Annotated in this window: 13 protein-coding genes, 4 tRNA genes and 1 pseudogene; 1 reads left to right on the top strand and 17 read right to left on the bottom strand. The window is 61.2% G+C overall.

Annotated features, from left to right (window positions below; all coding sequences use genetic code 11):
* Nucleotides 1-19 precede the first annotated feature (19 nt).
* The 17 genes from fusA to BTE28158_RS12490 all read right to left on the bottom strand — a co-directional run bounded on the left by fusA (nt 20) and on the right by BTE28158_RS12490 (nt 19,512).
* Complete coding sequence (fusA, locus tag BTE28158_RS12570) at nt 20-2,122, bottom strand: elongation factor G (RefSeq protein WP_059535572.1); 2,103 nt, start codon at nt 2,120-2,122, stop codon at nt 20-22.
* Nucleotides 2,123-2,245: 123 nt separating this feature from the next.
* Complete coding sequence (rpsG, locus tag BTE28158_RS12565; RefSeq protein WP_006477195.1) at nt 2,246-2,716, bottom strand: 30S ribosomal protein S7; 471 nt, start codon at nt 2,714-2,716, stop codon at nt 2,246-2,248.
* 172 nt (nt 2,717-2,888) lie between these two features.
* Nucleotides 2,889-3,269, bottom strand: a complete 381-nt coding sequence (gene rpsL, locus BTE28158_RS12560; protein WP_006400662.1) for a 30S ribosomal protein S12 — start codon at nt 3,267-3,269, stop codon at nt 2,889-2,891.
* 227 nt (nt 3,270-3,496) lie between these two features.
* Entirely contained in the window at nt 3,497-5,344 is a 1,848-nt protein-coding gene (gene recQ, locus BTE28158_RS12555) for a DNA helicase RecQ (RefSeq protein WP_059599776.1), read from the bottom strand.
* Nucleotides 5,345-5,587: 243 nt separating this feature from the next.
* On the bottom strand, nt 5,588-9,829 hold the full coding sequence (rpoC, locus tag BTE28158_RS12550) for a DNA-directed RNA polymerase subunit beta' (protein WP_059599775.1): 4,242 nt from the start codon (nt 9,827-9,829) through the stop codon (nt 5,588-5,590).
* 21 nt (nt 9,830-9,850) lie between these two features.
* Nucleotides 9,851-13,957 (bottom strand): DNA-directed RNA polymerase subunit beta, encoded by a 4,107-nt coding sequence (gene rpoB, locus BTE28158_RS12545; protein WP_059599774.1) that lies wholly within the window; start codon nt 13,955-13,957, stop codon nt 9,851-9,853.
* Between the two features lie 377 nt (nt 13,958-14,334).
* Nucleotides 14,335-14,709 (bottom strand): 50S ribosomal protein L7/L12, encoded by a 375-nt coding sequence (gene rplL / locus BTE28158_RS12540; RefSeq protein WP_021161757.1) that lies wholly within the window; start codon nt 14,707-14,709, stop codon nt 14,335-14,337.
* Between the two features lie 63 nt (nt 14,710-14,772).
* On the bottom strand, nt 14,773-15,270 hold the full coding sequence (rplJ, locus tag BTE28158_RS12535) for a 50S ribosomal protein L10 (protein WP_059599773.1): 498 nt from the start codon (nt 15,268-15,270) through the stop codon (nt 14,773-14,775).
* 295 nt (nt 15,271-15,565) lie between these two features.
* Entirely contained in the window at nt 15,566-16,264 is a 699-nt protein-coding gene (rplA, locus tag BTE28158_RS12530) for a 50S ribosomal protein L1 (RefSeq protein ID WP_059535563.1), read from the bottom strand.
* Complete coding sequence (gene rplK, locus BTE28158_RS12525; protein ID WP_006400671.1) at nt 16,265-16,696, bottom strand: 50S ribosomal protein L11; 432 nt, start codon at nt 16,694-16,696, stop codon at nt 16,265-16,267. It lies immediately after the preceding gene.
* Nucleotides 16,697-16,836: 140 nt separating this feature from the next.
* Nucleotides 16,837-17,394: a transcription termination/antitermination protein NusG gene (gene nusG, locus BTE28158_RS12520; protein ID WP_006400672.1), complete on the bottom strand. Its 558-nt coding sequence runs from the start codon at nt 17,392-17,394 to the stop codon at nt 16,837-16,839.
* 1 nt (nt 17,395) lies between these two features.
* Nucleotides 17,396-17,776, bottom strand: a complete 381-nt coding sequence (gene secE, locus BTE28158_RS12515; RefSeq protein WP_006482892.1) for a preprotein translocase subunit SecE — start codon at nt 17,774-17,776, stop codon at nt 17,396-17,398.
* A 42-nt stretch (nt 17,777-17,818) separates the two neighbouring features.
* Nucleotides 17,819-17,894, bottom strand: a tRNA-Trp gene (locus BTE28158_RS12510).
* A gap of 59 nt (nt 17,895-17,953) precedes the next feature.
* Nucleotides 17,954-19,144, bottom strand: coding sequence for an elongation factor Tu (gene tuf, locus BTE28158_RS12505; protein WP_006482910.1), 1,191 nt, complete (start codon nt 19,142-19,144; stop codon nt 17,954-17,956).
* 65 nt (nt 19,145-19,209) lie between these two features.
* Nucleotides 19,210-19,284 (bottom strand) — tRNA-Thr (locus BTE28158_RS12500).
* Between the two features lie 25 nt (nt 19,285-19,309).
* Nucleotides 19,310-19,383, bottom strand: a tRNA-Gly gene (locus BTE28158_RS12495).
* A 43-nt stretch (nt 19,384-19,426) separates the two neighbouring features.
* Nucleotides 19,427-19,512 (bottom strand) — tRNA-Tyr (locus BTE28158_RS12490).
* A gap of 668 nt (nt 19,513-20,180) precedes the next feature.
* Between BTE28158_RS12490 and BTE28158_RS32470 the strand changes: the two are divergent.
* Nucleotides 20,181-20,323: pseudogene (locus tag BTE28158_RS32470) on the top strand (transposase); the annotation flags it as partial.
* Between the last annotated feature and the right edge of the window lie 74 nt (nt 20,324-20,397).

The raw sequence follows: 20,397 nt of genomic DNA, 5'->3' as shown, positions 1-20,397 counted from the left end.
TCGGTTGGTAGCTACAGATTTACTTCGACTTCGCGCTGATGATCGCTTCAGCAACGTTGCGCGGAGCTTCAGCGTAGTGCTTGAACTCCATCGTGTACGTTGCACGACCTTGCGTCAGCGAACGCAGCGACGTCGAGTAACCGAACATTTCCGACAGCGGCACTTCGGCGCGAACGATCTTGCCGCCGCCAACCATGTCTTCCATGCCCTGGACGATGCCGCGACGGCCCGACAGGTCGCCCATCACGTTGCCCATGTAGTCTTCCGGCGTCTCGACTTCGACAGCCATCATCGGCTCGAGGACGACCGGGTTCGCCTTGCGCATCGCTTCCTTGAACGCCATCGAACCGGCCATGCGGAACGCGTTTTCGTTCGAGTCAACGTCGTGGTACGAACCGAACGTCAGGTGAACCTTCACGTCGACGACCGGGAAGCCAGCCAGCACGCCCGACTTCAGCGTGTCCTGGATACCCTTGTCGACCGCCGGGATGTATTCACGCGGAATCACACCACCCTTGATCTCGTCGAAGAACTCGTAGCCCTTGCCTTGTTCGTTCGGCTCGAGCGTGATGACCGCGTGACCGTACTGGCCGCGACCACCCGACTGCTTGACGAACTTGCCGTCGACGTCCTTCGCCGTCGAACGGATCGTTTCGCGGTATGCAACCTGCGGCTTGCCGACGGTCGCTTCCACGCCGAATTCACGCTTCATCCGGTCAACCAGAATTTCGAGGTGGAGCTCGCCCATGCCCGAAATGATGGTCTGGCCCGACTCTTCGTCGGTCTGCACGCGGAACGACGGGTCTTCCTGCGCCAGACGGTTCAGCGCGAGGCCCATCTTTTCCTGGTCAGCCTTGGTCTTCGGCTCGACAGCCTGCGAAATCACCGGCTCCGGGAACACCATGCGCTCGAGAACGATCGGGTTCGCCGGGTCGCACAGCGTGTCGCCCGTGGTCGCTTCCTTCAGGCCGACCGCAGCAGCGATGTCGCCTGCGCGAACTTCCTTGATTTCTTCACGCTGGTTCGCGTGCATCTGCAGAATACGACCGAGGCGTTCCTTCTTGCCCTTGGTCGAGTTCAGCAGCGTGTCGCCCGAGTTGACAACGCCCGAGTACACACGGAAGAAGATCAGCTGGCCGACGAACGGGTCGGTCATGATCTTGAACGCGAGCGACGAGAACTTCTCGTCGTCCGACGCCTTGCGCTCCGCTTCTTCGCCGTTTTCGAGCTCGCCCTTGACCGGCGGGATGTCGACCGGCGACGGCAGGAAGTCGATCACGGCGTCGAGCATACGCTGCACGCCCTTGTTCTTGAACGCGGTACCGCACAGCATCGGCTGGATTTCGCACGCGATCGTACGGTCGCGCAGAGCCTTGACGATGTCGGCTTCCGGCAGATCGCCTTCTTCCAGGTACTTGTTCATCAGGTCTTCGCTGGCTTCAGCAGCCACTTCGACCATCTTTTCGCGCCATTCCTTGCAGGTCTCGGCGAGCTCGGCCGGGATGTCGACGTAGTCGAACTTCGTGCCTTGCGACGCTTCGTCCCAAATGATCGCCTTCATCTTGATCAGGTCGACCACGCCCTTGAAGTTTTCTTCCGAGCCGATCGGCACCACGACCGGAACCGGATTCGCCTTCAGGCGCAGGCGGAGCTGGTCGTAGACCTTGAAGAAGTTCGCGCCGGTACGGTCCATCTTGTTGACGAACGCGAGACGGGGCACCTTGTACTTGTTAGCCTGGCGCCACACCGTTTCCGACTGCGGCTGCACGCCGCCCACTGCGCAGTACACCATGCACGCGCCGTCGAGCACGCGCATCGAGCGCTCCACTTCGATCGTGAAGTCGACGTGCCCCGGGGTGTCGATGATGTTGATGCGGTGTTCCGGATAGTTGCCGCCCATGCCCTTCCAGAAGGCCGTGGTAGCAGCGGACGTGATCGTGATGCCACGCTCCTGTTCCTGCTCCATCCAGTCCATCGTGGCTGCGCCGTCGTGAACTTCACCGATCTTGTGGTTCACACCGGTGTAAAACAGAATGCGCTCGGTCGTCGTCGTCTTGCCGGCGTCGATGTGAGCGCTAATACCGATATTGCGGTAGCGCTCGATAGGAGTCTTGCGAGCCACTTTGATCCTCTACTGGGATGACATGATGCAGCCCTGCTGCATCATGCTTCAACACAAACGGGCGAGGCGCCTGAAAAGCGCACCCGCCCGGAATTTATTTCCGCTAACAGCCCAGCCAGGCGCTTAGAAACGGAAATGCGAGAACGCGCGGTTGGCTTCTGCCATGCGGTGAACTTCATCGCGCTTCTTCATCGCGCCGCCACGGCCTTCGGCCGCTTCGGAGAGTTCACCTGCCAGGCGCAGGGCCATCGACTTCTCGCTGCGCTTCTTCGCAGCCTCACGCAGCCAGCGCATCGCCAATGCCATACGACGCGACGGGCGCACTTCGACCGGAACCTGATAGTTGGCACCACCAACGCGACGGCTCTTCACTTCGACCACCGGCTTCACGTTGTTGAGCGCAACGGTGAACACTTCCAGCGGGTCCTTGCCACCCTTGGTCTGGATTTGTTCGAATGCGCCATAAACGATGCGCTCTGCGACCGACTTCTTGCCGGACAGCATCAGCATGTTCATGAACTTGGCTACATCAACGTTGCCGAACTTCGGATCCGGCAACACTTCCCGCTTGGGGACTTCGCGACGACGCGGCATGATTCTTCCTTTACCTGTTCAGTTGGAGCTGCATTCAGCCCCGCGGCCACCAACAAACCCGATCACATCTTCACGACTAACCAGCTTGGCCGGGTGACCACTTACTCGACAGCACCGGCAATCCGGCACTCCCGCCTTGACCGCCCTGCGGCGATCCCTGATCAAAAACTGCTTACTTGGCAGCCTTTGCACGCTTCGCGCCGTACTTCGAGCGCGCTTGCTTACGGTCCTTGACGCCCTGGGTATCCAGCGAGCCGCGAACCATGTGGTAACGCACACCCGGCAAGTCCTTCACACGGCCGCCGCGGATCAGCACAACCGAGTGTTCCTGCAGGTTGTGGCCTTCACCGCCGATGTACGAAATCACTTCGAAGCCGTTCGTCAGACGAACCTTGGCAACCTTACGGAGTGCCGAGTTAGGCTTCTTCGGCGTCGTCGTGTACACACGGGTGCACACGCCGCGACGCTGGGGGCAGTCCTGCAGGGCCGGGCTCTTGCTCTTCGTCGTTTCCGACTGACGGCCTTTGCGAACCAGTTGGTTGATGGTTGGCATTGTTTATTCCTGAAATTGAACAAAATCTGCACATCGATTTCGGGCAAAGCGAGAATCGACACACAGTTGATTTCCGAACTGGCGATACGGACACGAACTTTCGAACGCGGCTCGACCCACCGAATACCGGAACCCAGCATCATATGCCGGAAATGCCAACGAAGTCAACGGCTTGCGTGATTTGCCAACCGCGCGGGCGGTTTGCCGGAAGGGTCGGAACACCTGTGTCATGCCGATTCGACGACGTCGATGATTTCGTCGCCGAAGCGTTCCAGCTTGCGCACACCCATGCCGGGGATATGGCGCAGGTCGTCGATCGTCTCCGGCGCATTGCGCGCAATTTCGGCCAGCGTCGCGTCGTGGAAGATCACGTAGGCCGGCACACCGTCGGACTTCGCGGTTTCCGCGCGCCACGCGCGCAGCGCGTCCCAGCGTGCGCGCTCGCGCGTGCCCATGCCGGCCGTCGGGTCGACCCGCGTGCCGCTGCGGCTCGACGACTGGCGCGTGCGCTGCGGCTTCACGTAGCGGCGAAGCGTGACCTTCTCCTCGTTCTTCAGCACCGGCTTCGCGGCCTCGGTCAGCATCAGCGCACCGAAGCCGCCATGGTCGACCGCCAGATAGCCATACGCCACGAGCTGCCGGAAAATCGCGCGCCACTCGGGCTCGGATAGCGACGCGCCGATCCCGAACGTACTGAGCTGGTCGTGGCCGCGCTGCAGCACCTTCTCGGTGCGGCCGCCACGCAGAATCTCGATCAGATGGCTCGAGCCGAAATTGAAGCCGCTCGCGCGCTGCGCGCGGAATACGCACGACAGCGCCATCTGCGCCTCGCGCGTCGCGTCCCACGAATCGGGCGGTTCGAGGCACGTGTCGCAGTTGCCGCACGGGTGGCTCGCCTCGCCGAAGTAGTTCAGAAGCCGCACGCGCCGGCACGAGATCGTCTCGCACAGTCCGAGCAGCGCATCGAGCTTCGACGTCTGTACGCGCTTGTGCGCGTCGTCCGCATCGGACTCGTCGATCATCTTGCGCTGCTGGACGACGTCGCCGAGCCCATACGCCATCCACGCGTTTGCCGGCATCCCGTCGCGGCCCGCACGGCCGGTTTCCTGGTAGTAGCCTTCGACACTCTTCGGCAAATCGAGGTGGGCGACGAAGCGCACGTCCGGCTTGTCGATGCCCATGCCGAACGCGATGGTCGCGCACATCACGATGCCTTCCTCCCGCTGGAACATTTCCTGGTGCTTCTGCCGCACCTCGAACTCCATCCCCGCGTGATACGGTAGCGCGCGCACGCCCTGCGCCTTGAGCCATTCGGCCGTTTCCTCGACCTTGCGGCGCGACAGGCAGTAGACGACACCGGCGTCGGTCGTGCCGTCGGCATTCGTGTGTTCGGCGCGGATGAAATCGAGCAACTGCGAACGCGCGTTGTCCTTTTCGACGATCCGGTAGCGGATGTTCGGGCGGTCGAAGCTCGACACGAACACGCGCGCGTCGTCGAGCGCGAGACGATGGATGATCTCGTCGCGCGTGATCGCATCGGCCGTCGCGGTCAGCGCGATACGCGGCACCGACGGGAACCGCTCGTGCAGCACCGACAGCTGAATGTATTCCGGGCGGAAATCGTGCCCCCATTGCGACACGCAGTGCGCTTCGTCGATCGCGAACAGGCCGATCTTCGCGCGCTCGAGCAGGTCGAGGAAGCGCCCGGTCATCAGGCGCTCCGGCGCGACGTACAACAGGTCGATTTCGCCTTCGCGCAGCGCACGCTCCGTGGCCGCGGCCTCGGCGCCCGACAGCGTCGAGTTCAGGTAGGCCGCGCGCACGCCGACTTCGCTCAACGCCGCGACCTGGTCCTGCATCAGCGCGATCAGCGGCGACACGACGATGCCGGCGCCCTGCCCGGCCTCGCGGCGCAGCAGCGCCGGAATCTGGTAGCACAGCGATTTGCCGCCGCCAGTCGGCATCAGCACGAGGCAATCGCCGCCGCCGGCGACGTGTTCGACGATCTCGCCCTGCTGGCCGCGAAATGCGGAATAACCAAAGACTTCGTCGAGGATTTCGAGGGCGCGGGACATGAATGATGAGAACGAGGACGGCGGAACGATGACCGCGATTTTAACAACCCGCTCGCGCGACGCGCGGCGAATCGTGCAACGTTGGCCGATCGGCAGGGTTCGTGCACGCGCATGACGGGCCTGCGCAAGCGTGCGGCAAGCCCGTCATGCACGTGAACGACGTATAAAAAAAACCGCCCGGCGGACCGGGCGGTTTCGATGACAGCGAATACGCAACGTGAGGCGGCTCGCGCCGCCCCGCGCTTATTCGGCTGCCGGGTGTTGCGGCTCTTCCGCAGGCGCGCTCGGCGTGCCGAAGTCGAATGCCTCTTCCGCTGCGATCTGATCGAAACGCTCGCGATCGGACATCTCCTTCGCCTTGCGTGCCTTGTGGAACGCGAGACCCGTACCGGCCGGGATCAGACGGCCGACGATCACGTTTTCCTTCAGGCCGCGCAGATCGTCGCGCTTGCCCATGATCGCCGCTTCGGTCAGCACGCGGGTCGTTTCCTGGAACGATGCCGCGGAGATGAACGAGTCGGTCGACAGCGACGCCTTCGTGATACCGAGGAGCACGTTGTCGTACGACGCCGGACGCTTGCCCTCGGCGATCATGCGATCGTTCTCGTCCAGCATGTCGGAACGCTCGACCTGTTCGCCCGGGATGAAGCGCGTATCACCGTTGTCGGTGATCTGCACACGACGCAGCATCTGGCGAACGATCACCTCGATGTGCTTGTCGTTGATCTTCACGCCCTGCAGACGATACACGTCCTGCACTTCGTCGACGATGTAGCGCGACAGCGCCTCGATACCCTGCAGACGCAGGATGTCGTGCGGATCGGCCGGGCCGTCCACGATCATTTCGCCCTTGTTGACGACCTGAGCATCGTGGACCAGCACCTGCTTTTCCTTCGCGATCAGGAACTCGTGCTGATTGCCTTCGAGGTCCGTGATGACGAGACGCTGCTTGCCCTTCGTGTCCTTGCCGAACGACGTCGTGCCGGTGACTTCCGCGAGAATGCCGGCATCCTTCGGCGAACGCGCTTCGAACAGTTCCGCCACCCGCGGCAGACCGCCGGTAATGTCACGCGTCTTCTGCGCTTCGGTCGGGATACGTGCAAGCACTTCACCCACCTGCACTTGCTGGCCGTCCTTCACGGTGATCAGTGCACCGACCTGGAAGCCGATCTGCACTGCGTGTTCCGTGCCCGGGATCTTCACTTCTTCGCCGTTCGCGTCGAGCAGCTTCACCTGCGGACGCACGCTCTTCGAAGCTTGCGAACCGCGACGCTTCACGTCGATCACGACCAGCGTCGACAGGCCGGTCACGTCGTCGATCTGCTTCGCGACGGTTACGCCTTCCTCGACGTTCTCGAACTTCACCGTACCACCGTACTCGGTGATGATCGGACGCGTCATCGGATCCCACGTCGCCAGCTGCGTGCCGGCCTTGATCGCCGCGCCGTCGAGCTGCAGCAGCGTCGCGCCGTACGGGATCTTGTGACGTTCGCGCTCGCGGCCGATATCGTCGGTGATCAGCGCCTCGCCCGAACGCGAGATGACGATCTGTTCGCCCTTCGCGTTGGTGACGTAACGCATCGTCGCCGTGAAACGCACGATACCGTTGCTCTTCGCTTCGACCGACGACGCCACTGCCGCACGCGATGCCGCACCACCGATGTGGAACGTACGCATCGTCAGCTGCGTGCCCGGTTCACCGATCGACTGTGCCGCGATCACGCCGACTGCTTCGCCGACGTTCACGAGCGAGCCGCGGCCGAGGTCACGGCCGTAGCAGGCTGCGCACAGGCCATAACGCGTTTCGCAGGTCAGCGGCGTGCGCACGCGCACTTCGTCGATGCCGAGGCGTTCGATTTCCTCGACCGCCGTTTCGTCGAGCAGCGTACCCGATTCGTACAGCGTTTCCTGCGTTTCCGGGTTCACGACGTCCGCGACCGCGACGCGGCCGAGGATACGGTCGCGCAGTGCCTCGACGACTTCACCGCCTTCGACCAGCGCCTTCATCGCCACGCCGTTCGACGTGCCGCAATCGTCCTCGACCACCACCAGATCCTGCGTGACGTCGACGAGACGACGGGTCAGGTAACCCGAGTTTGCCGTCTTCAGTGCCGTATCAGCCAGACCCTTACGTGCACCGTGGGTCGAGATGAAGTACTGCAACACGTTCAGGCCTTCGCGGAAGTTCGCGGTAATCGGCGTCTCGATAATCGAGCCGTCCGGCTTCGCCATCAGGCCACGCATACCGGCCAGCTGACGAATCTGCACCGCCGAACCCCGGGCGCCCGAGTCGGCCATCATGTAGATCGAGTTGAACGACTCCTGGCGCGTCTCGTTGCCGTCGCGGTCGATCACCGGCTCCGTCGACAGCTGCTCCATCATCGCCTTGCCGACCGCTTCCGACGTCGCCGACCAGATGTCGACCACGTTGTTGTAGCGTTCCTGGGCGGTGACGAGACCCGACATGTACTGGCGGTCGTACTCCTTCACCTTCTTCGCGGCGTCGCCGACGATCGTTTCCTTCTGCGGCGGCACGAGCATGTCGTCCACGCAGATCGAAATGCCGGCGCGCGTCGCGAGACGGAAACCCGACTGCATCAGCTGATCGGCGAACACCACCGTCGCGCGCAGACCGCACTTGCGGAACGCCGTGTTGATCAGGCGCGAGATTTCCTTCTTCTTCAGCGGCTTGTTCAGCACCGAGAACGGCAGGCCGTGCGGCAGGATCTCCGACAGGATCGCGCGACCGACGGTCGTCGCGTACAGCGTGATCTTCGGCACGAATGCCGGTGCGCCTTCCGACTTGTCTTCGTTGTGGACCATTTCGGTGATCCGCACGTTGACGCGCGATGCCAGCTCGACTTCCTTGTTCTCGTACGCGCGGATCACTTCCGACACGCCGGTGAACGACAGGCCTTCGCCCTTGCCGTTGATCGCTTCGCGGGTCGCGTAGTACAGACCCAGCACGATATCCTGCGACGGCACGATCGACGGATCGCCGTTCGCCGGGAACAGCACGTTGTTCGACGCCAGCATCAGCGTGCGCGCTTCCATCTGCGCTTCGAGCGACAGCGGCACGTGAACGGCCATCTGGTCACCGTCGAAGTCGGCGTTGAACGCCGCGCAGACGAGCGGGTGCAGCTGGATCGCCTTGCCTTCGATCAGCACGGGCTCGAACGCCTGGATACCGAGACGGTGCAGCGTCGGCGCACGGTTCAGCATCACCGGGTGCTCGCGGATCACCTCTTCGAGGATGTCCCACACCACCGGCGTCTGGTTCTCGACTTCCTTCTTCGCAGCCTTGATGGTCGTCGCGACGCCCATCACTTCCAGCTTGTTGAAGATGAACGGCTTGAACAGCTCGAGCGCCATCAGCTTCGGCAGGCCGCACTGGTGCAGCTTCAGCGTCGGGCCGACCACGATGACCGAACGGCCCGAGTAGTCGACGCGCTTGCCCAGCAGGTTCTGACGGAAACGACCGCCCTTGCCCTTGATCATGTCGGCGAGCGACTTCAGCGGACGCTTGTTCGCGCCCGTCATCGCCTTGCCGCGACGACCGTTGTCGAGCAGCGAGTCGACGGCTTCCTGCAGCATCCGCTTTTCGTTGCGGACGATGATTTCAGGGGCCTTCAGCTCGAGCAGACGCTTCAACCGGTTGTTACGGTTGATCACGCGGCGATACAGGTCGTTCAGGTCCGACGTCGCGAAACGGCCGCCGTCCAGCGGCACGAGCGGACGCAGTTCCGGCGGCAGCACCGGCAGCACTTCGAGGATCATCCACTCAGGCTTGATGCCCGAGCGCTGGAATGCCTCGAGGACCTTCAGGCGCTTCGCGTACTTCTTGATCTTCGCTTCCGAGCCGGTGTTCTTCAGCTCGGTGCGCAGCGTCTCGACCTGCTCGTCGATATTGATCGCGCGCAGCAGTTCACGCACGCCTTCCGCGCCCATCTCGGCACGGAATTCGTCGCCGTATTCCTCGACCTTGTTGTAGTAATCCTCTTCGGTCATGATCTGCCGCGCCTTCAGCGGCGTCATGCCCGGTTCGATCACCACATACGCTTCGAAGTACAGCACGCGTTCGATGTCGCGCAGCGTCATGTCGAGCACCATGCCCAGACGCGACGGCAGCGACTTCAGGAACCAGATGTGCGCGACCGGCGAGGCCAGTTCGATGTGGCCCATGCGTTCGCGACGCACCTTCGCCAGCGTCACTTCGACGCCGCACTTCTCGCAGATCACGCCGCGGTGCTTCAGACGCTTGTACTTGCCGCACAGGCACTCGTAGTCCTTGATCGGCCCGAAGATCTTCGCGCAGAAGAGACCATCGCGTTCCGGCTTGAACGTACGGTAGTTGATGGTCTCCGGCTTCTTCACTTCACCGAACGACCACGAACGGATCTTGTCGGGCGAGGCCAGACCGATCTTGATCGCGTCGAAAACTTCTTCCTGTTGGACTTGCTTGAATAGATCGAGCAGAGCTTTCATTGCTTTCTCTCCGTAGTCCGATTAATTGCGGTCGAGATCGATATCGATACCGAGCGAGCGGATTTCCTTCACGAGCACGTTGAAGGATTCCGGCATGCCTGCATCGATCACGTGATCGCCCTTGACGAGGTTTTCGTACACCTTCGTCCGGCCGGTCACGTCGTCCGACTTCACCGTCAGCATTTCCTGCAGCACGTAGGACGCGCCGTACGCTTCGAGTGCCCACACTTCCATTTCACCGAAACGCTGGCCACCGAACTGCGCCTTACCGCCCAGCGGCTGCTGCGTGACGAGCGAGTACGGGCCCGTCGAACGCGCGTGCATCTTGTCGTCGACCAAGTGGTGCAGCTTCAGGTAGTGCATGTAGCCGAGCGTCACGCGACGTTCGAACATTTCACCCGTGCGGCCGTCGTACAGGCGGACCTGGTTCTTCGACGGGTTCATGCCGAGCTGTTCCGCGATGTCGTCCGGGAACGCGAGGTCGAGCATCTTGCCCATTTCTTCCTCGGTCGCACCGTCGAACACCGGCGTTGCGAACGGCACACCTTCGCGCAGGTTCTTCGCGAGTTCGAGGATCTCGTCGTCGGTGAAGCTTTCCAGATCTTCCTGGCGGCCCGACTCGTTGTAGATCTTCGTCAGGAACACACGCAGTTCCTCGATCTTCGCCTGACGCTGCAGCATTTCGCCGATACGCCAGCCGAGGCCCTTCGCGGCCCAGCCGAGGTGCACTTCCAGAACCTGACCCACGTTCATCCGCGACGGCACGCCGAGCGGGTTCAGCACGACGTCTGCCGGACGGCCGTCGGCCATGTACGGCATGTCTTCGATCGGGACGATCTTCGACACGACACCCTTGTTACCGTGGCGGCCTGCCATCTTGTCGCCAGGCTGCAGGCGGCGCTTCACCGCGAGGTACACCTTGACCATCTTCAGCACGCCCGGCGGCAGTTCGTCGCCTTGCGTGAGCTTCTTGCGCTTCTCTTCGAACGCGAGATCGAACTGGTGACGCTTTTCTTCGATCGAGTTCTTGATCGCTTCGAGCGATGCCGCTGCTTCGTCGTCCGCGAGGCGGATGTCGAACCAGTGGTAGTGGTCGAGGTCTTCCAGGTAAGCCTGGTCGATCTTCGTGCCCTTCGCGAGCTTCTTCGGACCGCCGTTCGCGACCTTGCCCACGAGCATCCGTGCGAGACGCTGGAACGCGTCGCCTTCCACGATGCGCAGCTGGTCGTTCAGGTCGAGACGGTAGCGCTTCAGTTCGTCGTCGATGATCTGTTGCGCACGCTTGTCGCGCTGGATGCCTTCACGCGTGAATACCTGGACGTCGATCACGGTGCCGCTCATGCCCGACGGCACGCGCAGCGACGTGTCCTTCACGTCCGAAGCCTTCTCGCCGAAGATCGCGCGCAGCAGCTTCTCTTCCGGCGTCAGCTGGGTCTCGCCCTTCGGCGTGACCTTGCCGACCAGCACGTCGCCCGCTTCGACTTCCGCACCGATGTACACGATGCCCGATTCGTCGAGACGGCCGAGCTGGACTTCCGCCAGGTTCGAGATGTCGCGCGTGATTTCTTCCGGCCCGAGCTTCGTGTCGCGTGCAACGACGTTCAGCTCTTCGATGTGGATCGACGTGTAGCGATCGTCGGCCACGACCTTCTCCGAGATCAGGATCGAGTCCTCGAAGTTGTAGCCGTTCCACGGCATGAACGCGATCAGCATGTTCTGGCCGAGCGCGAGCTCGCCCAGGTCCGTCGATGCGCCGTCGGCCAGCACGTCGCCGCGCGAGACCTTGTCGCCCATCTTCACGATCGGACGCTGGTTGATGTTCGTGTTCTGGTTCGAACGCGTGTACTTGATCAGGTTGTAGATGTCGACACCGACTTCACCCGCGACCGCTTCGTCGTCGTTCACGCGAATCACGATACGGCCTGCGTCGACATAGTCGACGACGCCGCCGCGGAACGCCTGAACCGTCGTGCCCGAGTCGACCGCACAGGTGCGCTCGATGCCCGTACCGACGACCGGCTTTTCCGGACGCAGACACGGCACGGCCTGACGCTGCATGTTCGAACCCATCAGTGCACGGTTCGCGTCGTCGTGCTCGAGGAACGGGATCAGCGAAGCTGCAACCGACACGATCTGCGACGGCGCGACGTCCATGTACTGGATGCGATCCGGCGTGACCATCATCGTTTCGCCGGCTTCACGCGACGACACGAGTTCGTCGACCAGCGTGCCGTTCTCGTCGATCGCGGCGTTCGCCTGCGCGATCATGTAGCGGCCTTCCTCGATCGCCGACAGGTAGTCGATCTGGTCGGTCACCTTGCTGTCCACGACCTTGCGGTACGGCGTCTCGAGGAAGCCGTACTCGTTCAGGTGCGCATACAGTGCGAGCGAGTTGATCAGACCGATGTTCGGACCTTCCGGCGTTTCGATCGGGCACACGCGGCCATAGTGGGTCGGGTGCACGTCACGCACTTCGAAGCCTGCGCGTTCGCGCGTCAGACCGCCCGGGCCCAGTGCGGAAACACGGCGCTTGTGCGTGATTTCCGACAGCGGGTTGGTCTGGTCCATGAACTGCGACAGCTGCGACGAACCGAAGAACTCGCGGATCGCCGACGAAATCGGCTTCGAGTTGATCAGGTCATGCGGCATCAGGTTTTCGCTTTCGGCCTGGCCGAGGCGTTCCTTGACCGCGCGCTCGACACGCACGAGACCCGCGCGGAACTGGTTTTCCGCCAGTTCGCCGACGCAACGCACGCGACGGTTGCCGAGGTGGTCGATGTCGTCCACTTCGCCCTTGCCGTTGCGCAGTTCGACGAGGATCTTGATCGTCGCGAGGATGTCGTCGTCCTGCAGCGTCATCGGGCCGGTGATCTCGTCACGGCTGACGCGGCGGTTGAACTTCATACGGCCGACCTTCGACAGGTCGTACGCTTCTTCGCTGTAGAACAGACGGTTGAACAGCGCCTCGACCGCTTCTTCGGTCGGCGGCTCGCCCGGACGCATCATGCGGTAGATCGCGATGCGCGCGGCCGTCTTGTCGGTCGTTTCGTCGACACGCAGCGTCGACGAGATATACGGACCCTGGTCCAGATCGTTCGTATAGAGCGTCTGGATGTCCTTGATGCCCGCTTCACGCAGCTTCTCGAGCACGCTTTCCGTGACTTCGTCGTTCGCGCTCGCGATCACTTCGCCGGTATCGCCATCGACGACGTTCTTCGCCAGCACGCGGCCGAGCAGATAGTCTTCCGGCACCGAGATGAACTTGGTCTTGGCGGCTTCGAGGTCGCGAATGTGCTTCGCGTTGATCCGCTTGTCCTTCTGGACGATGACCTTGCCATCACGATCCGTGATGTCGAAACGCGCGACTTCACCACGCAGGCGCTCGGGCACGAACTCGAGTTGTGCGCCTTCGTCCATCAGCGTGAAGTTGTCGAACACGAAGAAGTTCGCGAGGATCTGTTCCGGCGTGAGGCCGATGGCCTTCAGCAGGATCGTGACCGGCATCTTGCGGCGACGGTCGACGCGGAAGTACAGGATGTCCTTCGGATCGAATTCGAAGTCGAGCCACGAGCCGCGGTACGGAATGATCCGTGCCGAGAACAGCAGCTTGCCCGAGCTGTGCGTCTTGCCCTTGTCGTGTTCGAAGAACACGCCCGGCGAACGGTGCAGCTGCGAGACGATGACACGCTCGGTGCCGTTGATGACGAACGAGCCCGTCGGCGTCATGAGCGGCATTTCGCCCATGTACACTTCCTGCTCTTTCACTTCCTTGACGACCGGCTTGTTCGGCGATTCCTTGTCGAGGATGACAAGGCGGACCTTCGCGCGCAGCGCGGAGCAGTACGTCAGGCCACGCTGCTGGCATTCCTTGATGTTGAATGCCGGCGAGGACAGCGCATAGCTCACGAACTCGAGGCGCGCGAAACCGTTGTGCGAAACAATGGGAAATACCGATGTGAACGCGGCCTGCAAACCTTCAGGCTTGCGTTGTGTGGCCGGCACATCGGCTTGCAGAAACGTGCTGAATGATTCAAGCTGGGTGGCCAGCAAGAACGGAACTTGGTGAACGATGGGGCGCTTCGCGAAACTCTTGCGAATGCGCTTCTTCTCGGTGAAGGAATATTGCATACGATCTCCGAATCACGGCGGGTGCTATCGAGGCGGAATACCTGGACGTTTCAAACCCGAGTGTTCACCGACTGAGACCCGATGGCCGTCCAACGGCTTGAACGAGCCGAGAAGCTTGGTGGTTGGCCGCTACCAACCGCTGGCTGACGGCAGCGGATGCCTGTGTTGCCCGCTACCCGACCAAACTTGCCTTCTGCAGTCGCTTCAGAAGACAAAGAGAAACGCCGATCGCGACCATTGATTACGATTCGGCGGTTTTCTTTGGCTTCTGGGGCCGATTATTCGGGCTCCCGAATGAGTGCCAGAATAACGTCCCCACAAAGCACAAAAAGGCCGGCGGTGAAAATACCGCCAGCCTTCGCACAGCGCGTCGAAACTTACTTGACTTCGACCTTTGCGCCTGCTTCTTCCAGCTTCTTCTTGGCTTCTTCAGCAGCAGCCTTGTCGACGCCTTCCTTGACAGCCTTCGGTGCGCCGTCAACGACGTCCTTCGCTTCCTTCAGGCCGAGGCCCGTCAGTTCGCGAACTGCCTTGATAACTGCAACCTTGTTGCTGCCAGCTTCAGCCAGAACGACCGTGAATTCGGTCTTCTCTTCTGCAGCAGCAGCAGCGCCGCCGCCTGCCGGGCCAGCGACTGCCACTGCAGCTGCCGACACGCCAAACTTCTCTTCGAACGCCTTGACCAGTTCGTTCAGTTCCAGAACGGTCATCCCTTCGACTGCTGCCAGGATGTCTTCTTTTGCGATTGCCATTTGAAATACTCCTAAATTGAATTCGGATACAGCCAGCGATCAGTGACGCTGATGCTCGCTCGATTACGCAGCTTCTGCTTGCTTCTTCTCGGCCAGCGCGGCAAGAGCACGCGCGAAGCCCGAAACAGGCGATTGCATAACGAACAGCAGCTTCGAGAGCAGTTCTTCACGGCTCGGGATGCTTGCCAGCGCTTGCACGCCAGCCTTGTCCATCACCTTGCCATCGAACGAACCAGCCTTGATGACCAACTTGTCATTGCCCTTGCTGAAGTCGTTGACGACCTTAGCAGCAGCAATTGCATCTTCCGAGATGCCGTAGATCAGGGGGCCAGTCATCTGCTCTGCCAGCGGAGCAAACGGCGTACCTTCAACAGCGCGACGCGCCAGCGTGTTCTTCAACACACGCAGGTAAACCTGTTGCTCACGCGCTTTCGCGCGCAGCTTGGTCAGATCGCCAACCGCAATTCCACGATACTCAGCCAGCACAACGGTCTGGGCCTTCGCGACTTGCGCGGCAACCTCAGCGACGACGGCTTGCTTGTCTTCTCTATTAAGCGGCACGGTTAGCCTCCAGAAACGATACGTTCGGCACGAAACCTCACGTACCTCGTTCAACAACGGCGTCCGACCTCGTTAGGAGTATTTCCACCTCACGCCGGGAATCGCTTCACGGCCTGCGGCTTCACCACTGCAAAACTTTTTCGGGTTCGCCATCTGCGTTGGCTTGAATTAAGGGATCGCCTGCCTGCTGCGCCCCACCAACGGTCTTTGATAACCGGTTGCCCGCCTTGCTGCACGAACAACCGCCCAAAGCCCATGTAGGCCGCTTCGCGAACGAAGCGGCCCGAATACTTGCTTACTGTGCTGCCAGCGTAGCCTGGTCGACACGCACGCCGACACCCATCGTGCTCGACAGTGCGATCTTGCGCAGGTAGACGCCCTTGCTCGTTGCCGGCTTGGCCTTCTGCAGCGCTTCGATCAGTGCCGACAGGTTCGAACGCAGTGCGGTCGATTCGAACGATGCACGGCCGATGGTCGCGTGAATGATACCGGCCTTGTCGACACGGAATTGCACCTGACCAGCCTTCGCGTTCTTGACTGCAGTCGCAACGTCCGGCGTGACCGTGCCGACCTTCGGGTTCGGCATCAGGCCGCGCGGGCCGAGGATCTGACCGAGCGTACCGACGATACGCATCGTGTCCGGCGAAGCGATCACGATGTCGAAGTCCATCTGGCCAGCCTTGATCTGCTCAGCCAGGTCTTCCATACCGACGATTTCCGCGCCTGCTGCACGAGCCTGCTCGGCCTTATCGCCTTGTGCGAACACGGCAACGCGAACCGACTTACCCGTACCTGCCGGCAGAACGACCGAACCACGAACGACCTGGTCCGACTTCTTCGCGTCGATGCCGAGTTGCACTGCGACGTCGATCGATTCGTTGAACTTCGCGCTCGCGCATTCCTTCACGAGTGCCAGTGCGTCTTCGATCGCGTACAGCTTCTGACGATCGACCTTGGCGGCAAATGCCTGACGGCGCTTGGAGATCTTAGCCATTTACACGCCCTCCACAGTGATGCCCATCGAGCGTGCGCTACCAGCGATGGTGCGAACGGCTGCGTCCAGATCAGCTGCCGTAAGGTCCGGCATCTTGGTCTTCGCGATTTCTTCGGCTTGAGCGCGCGTGATCGAACCGACCTTGTCGGTGTGCGGCTTGCTCGAACCCTTGTCCACCTTCGCCGCCTTCTTGATCAGGACGGTCGCCGGCGGCGTCTTCATCACGAACGTGAAGCTCTTGTCAGCGTATGCCGTGATGACCACCGGCACCGGCAGACCCGGCTCCATGCCTTGAGTCTGCGCGTTGAACGCCTTGCAGAACTCCATGATGTTCAGGCCGCGCTGACCCAGTGCCGGACCGACCGGCGGCGACGGGTTGGCTTTACCTGCAGGGATCTGCAGCTTGATAAAGCCGACAATCTTCTTTGCCATTTGTAAACCTCGTTGGAACGCCAAGCGGCGTTCGGTGAGTGATAACGCGCTTTCGCCGCTGGCTACTGACGCTCCTCAACGGCCATAACGCGAGCCGTAAGCGCGAAGGTGGGCAGCCGAGGCTGCCCACCGAATCGGGATTAAACTTTTTCGACCTGACCGAACTCGAGTTCGACCGGGGTAGAGCGGCCAAAGATGGTGACCGACACACGCACGCGCGATTTTTCGTAGTTGACTTCCTCGACAGTGCCGTTGAAGTCCGTGAACGGGCCTTCCTTGACACGCACCATCTCGCCAACTTCGAACAGGGTCTTCGGGCGCGGCTTCTCGACGCCTTCCTGCATCTGCGACATGATCTTTTCGACTTCCTTCGGGGAAATCGGGGTCGGGCGGTTACGCGCACCGCCGACGAAGCCCGTGACCTTCGCCGTGTTCTTCACGAGGTGCCACGTTTCGTCCGTCATCTCCATTTCCACCAGCACGTAGCCGGGGAAGAAACGACGCTCGGTTACAGCCTTGTGGCCACCTTTGACTTCGACCACTTCTTCGGTCGGAACCAGGATCTGACCGAATTTATCCTGCATGCCAGCACGTTCGATGCGCTCTTGAAGCGCGCGCTGCACGCTCTTCTCCATACCGGAGTAGGCGTGCACGACGTACCAACGCTTTCCGCTCGGGGATGCCGGAGTATCGCTCATATCATTTCCAACCCAGAATCGCCGAGAAAATCACCCATTCGATCGATTTGTCACTCAACCAGAGGAAAATCGCCATCACGAGCACGAAACCAAACACGACGAGTGTGGTTTGCGTTGCCTCCTTGCGGGTGGGCCAAACGACCTTGCGGACTTCCTTGTACGAATCCTTGGCAAACGCGATGAGGCTCTTGCCAGGTGCGGACATCAGGCCGACGGCCACGCCGGCGATAATACCTACCGCCAATGCGGCACCGCGGACGTACCACTGCTGATTGGCCAGCCAGAAGAAGCCCACGAATCCGGCCAAGACCAGCAATACGCCCAGGGCCAGCATCAGCTTATCGCCGGAGGTATTTACAGTTTCGACGGATGGATTCGCCATAACACCTTAAAACAAATGCCACGTGGGACACGTGGCGATTTTTGGCAGGGGCAGAGGGAATCGAACCCCCAACCTTCGGTTTTGGAGACCGACGCTCTGCCAGTTGAGCTATACCCCTAAACCATGCTGGGGCCGGCTGATGCCAGCCCCAAAACTGTCGATCAACGAATAACTGGCTTACTCGATGATCTTGGCGACGACGCCGGCGCCGACGGTACGGCCACCTTCGCGGATTGCGAAGCGCAGACCTTCTTCCATCGCGATCGGAGCGATCAGCTTCACCGTGATCGACACGTTGTCGCCCGGCATCACCATTTCCTTGTCCTTCGGCAGCTCGATCGAGCCCGTCACGTCCGTCGTACGGAAGTAGAACTGCGGACGGTAGTTGTTGAAGAACGGCGTGTGACGGCCGCCTTCGTCCTTGCTCAGCACGTACACTTCAGCCGTGAAGTGCGTGTGCGGCGTGATCGAACCCGGCTTCGCCAGAACCTGGCCACGCTCCACGTCTTCACGCTTCGTGCCGCGCAGCAGGATACCCACGTTGTCGCCTGCCTGACCTTGGTCCAGCAGCTTGCGGAACATTTCAACGCCCGTGCAGGTCGTCTTCACCGTCGGCTTGATACCGACGATTTCGATTTCCTCGCCGACCTTCACGATGCCGCGCTCGACACGACCCGTCACCACCGTACCACGGCCCGAGATCGAGAACACGTCTTCCACCGGCATCAGGAACGCGCCATCAACTGCACGCTCCGGCGTCGGGATGTACGTGTCCAGTGCGTCTGCCAGGCTCATGATCGCCACTTCGCCCAGCTCGCCCGTGTCGCCTTCCAGCGCCAGCTTCGCCGAACCCTTCACGATCGGCGTGTCGTCGCCCGGGAAGTCGTACTTCGACAGGAGTTCGCGAACTTCCATCTCGACCAGCTCGAGCAGTTCAGCGTCGTCCACCATGTCGCACTTGTTCAGGAACACGATGATGTACGGAACGCCAACCTGACGCGCCAGCAGGATGTGCTCACGCGTTTGCGGCATCGGGCCGTCTGCTGCCGAGCAAACCAGGATCGCGCCGTCCATCTGCGCCGCGCCCGTGATCATGTTCTTCACATAGTCAGCGTGGCCCGGGCAGTCGACGTGTGCGTAGTGGCGGTTTGCCGTTTCGTACTCGACGTGTGCCGTGTTGATCGTGATGCCGCGCGCCTTTTCTTCCGGTGCCGCGTCGATCTGGTCGTACGCCTTCGCTTCGCCGCCGAACTTCTTCGTCAGAACCGTCGTGATCGCTGCCGTCAGCGTCGTCTTGCCGTGGTCAACGTGACCAATCGTACCAACGTTGACGTGCGGCTTGGTCCGCTCAAACTTTTCCTTGGCCATTTTCAACTCCCAAAAGGAATTTCACATGTTGCGCCGCGCGCAAACAGACACTGACTTTGTACTGCTGGTGCCCATGGGCAGGATCGAACTGCCGACCTCTCCCTTACCAAGGGAGTGCTCTACCACTGAGCCACATGGGCGCTATTACGCTTCAACTACACGGACTGGAGCGGGTGAAGGGAATCGAACCCTCGTCGTAAGCTTGGAAGGCTTCTGCTCTACCATTGAGCTACACCCGCACGGGCCACTAACGATTCCCTACCGCTCTTTGCGTTGATGTTCTGGTGGAGGAGGTTGGATTCGAACCAACGTAGGCGTAAGCCAACAGATTTACAGTCTGCCCCCTTTAGCCACTCGGGCACCCCTCCGTAGAGAACTGACGATTATGGGGGTGCATCGCACTCTTGTCAAGCACATCCGAAAGATTATTTTCATTCTCTTCCATAGCACTTGCCGACTCACCCGACACTCACGCTTACCCAGCTGAGGCAAGCACGAGAGGAGGCCGATCGGCGCCACATCTTCGTCAGACTCCGTCTTCAGCGTCGATTTGCATCTTCGCTAAAAACGAAAGACCGCCATGATACGACCTCCCGCGGATAATGCCAAGCGGGTAGAGGCAAAAAATTTGCAATTTCCATGCCGACGGGAATTGCGGGGGCATCCGGCAAACTTCCGGACCAGCTGAAGCCGATTGACGGTGACGTCAGCATATCGCCCGGCCCGGGGCTGCCGCGTTGTCCGCAGGGGCCTCGGGGACACCGACACAGGATTCCGGATATAGCGCCGCCGTTCGCCTCCTCCGCTGCGATAGCTTGACCTGACGCTCACGTTGATAAGCTTGCACGAAGGCCCGATGCAATGCGGGCTGCACCGCTGCACGTTCGCCGCGACGGTGACGCGCAGTCGACGTGGTAGCCAGGGGTGCGGGAGCAGATCGTCGCGTATGAGCGGCAGCATGACGCCGAAGCAGGTTGAGCTTTGACCCTAGCCCACAATATGGCCCCACTTAGAAGTGGAAAATTCCGGCATGACGATGTCATCGGGACCTGGAGGTCATGCCGCGAAGAAGAGCAAGTTCACCGAAGAGCAGATCGCCTATGCGTTGAAGCAGGCCGAGCTGGGCACGCCGGTCGCGGAGGCCACCGCAAGATGGGGATTAGCGACGCAATGTTTTACATATATGGACTGCTCCCAATAGCAAACGGAAGTTGACGGACACGGAAGTCGATTGCGTACATATATCCGGCGTC

Source organism: Burkholderia diffusa, from assembly GCF_902499115.1.
GTDB lineage: Bacteria > Pseudomonadota > Gammaproteobacteria > Burkholderiales > Burkholderiaceae > Burkholderia > Burkholderia diffusa.
This window is presented reverse-complemented; position numbering and strand designations above follow the sequence as displayed.

What these genes read in the sequence shown, in the direction of transcription:
- rpsG (WP_006477195.1), bottom strand. Translation starts at nt 2,716, where the DNA reads ATGCCGCGTCGTCGCGAAGTCCCCAAGCGGGAAGTGTTGCCGGATCCG.
- rpsL (WP_006400662.1), bottom strand. Translation starts at nt 3,269, where the DNA reads ATGCCAACCATCAACCAACTGGTTCGCAAAGGCCGTCAGTCGGAAACG.
- recQ (WP_059599776.1), bottom strand. Translation starts at nt 5,344, where the DNA reads ATGTCCCGCGCCCTCGAAATCCTCGACGAAGTCTTTGGTTATTCCGCA.
- rpoC (WP_059599775.1), bottom strand. Translation starts at nt 9,829, where the DNA reads ATGAAAGCTCTGCTCGATCTATTCAAGCAAGTCCAACAGGAAGAAGTT.
- rpoB (WP_059599774.1), bottom strand. Translation starts at nt 13,957, where the DNA reads ATGCAATATTCCTTCACCGAGAAGAAGCGCATTCGCAAGAGTTTCGCG.
- rplL (WP_021161757.1), bottom strand. Translation starts at nt 14,709, where the DNA reads ATGGCAATCGCAAAAGAAGACATCCTGGCAGCAGTCGAAGGGATGACC.
- rplA (WP_059535563.1), bottom strand. Translation starts at nt 16,264, where the DNA reads ATGGCTAAGATCTCCAAGCGCCGTCAGGCATTTGCCGCCAAGGTCGAT.
- rplK (WP_006400671.1), bottom strand. Translation starts at nt 16,696, where the DNA reads ATGGCAAAGAAGATTGTCGGCTTTATCAAGCTGCAGATCCCTGCAGGT.
- nusG (WP_006400672.1), bottom strand. Translation starts at nt 17,394, where the DNA reads ATGAGCGATACTCCGGCATCCCCGAGCGGAAAGCGTTGGTACGTCGTG.
- secE (WP_006482892.1), bottom strand. Translation starts at nt 17,776, where the DNA reads ATGGCGAATCCATCCGTCGAAACTGTAAATACCTCCGGCGATAAGCTG.
- tuf (WP_006482910.1), bottom strand. Translation starts at nt 19,144, where the DNA reads ATGGCCAAGGAAAAGTTTGAGCGGACCAAGCCGCACGTCAACGTTGGT.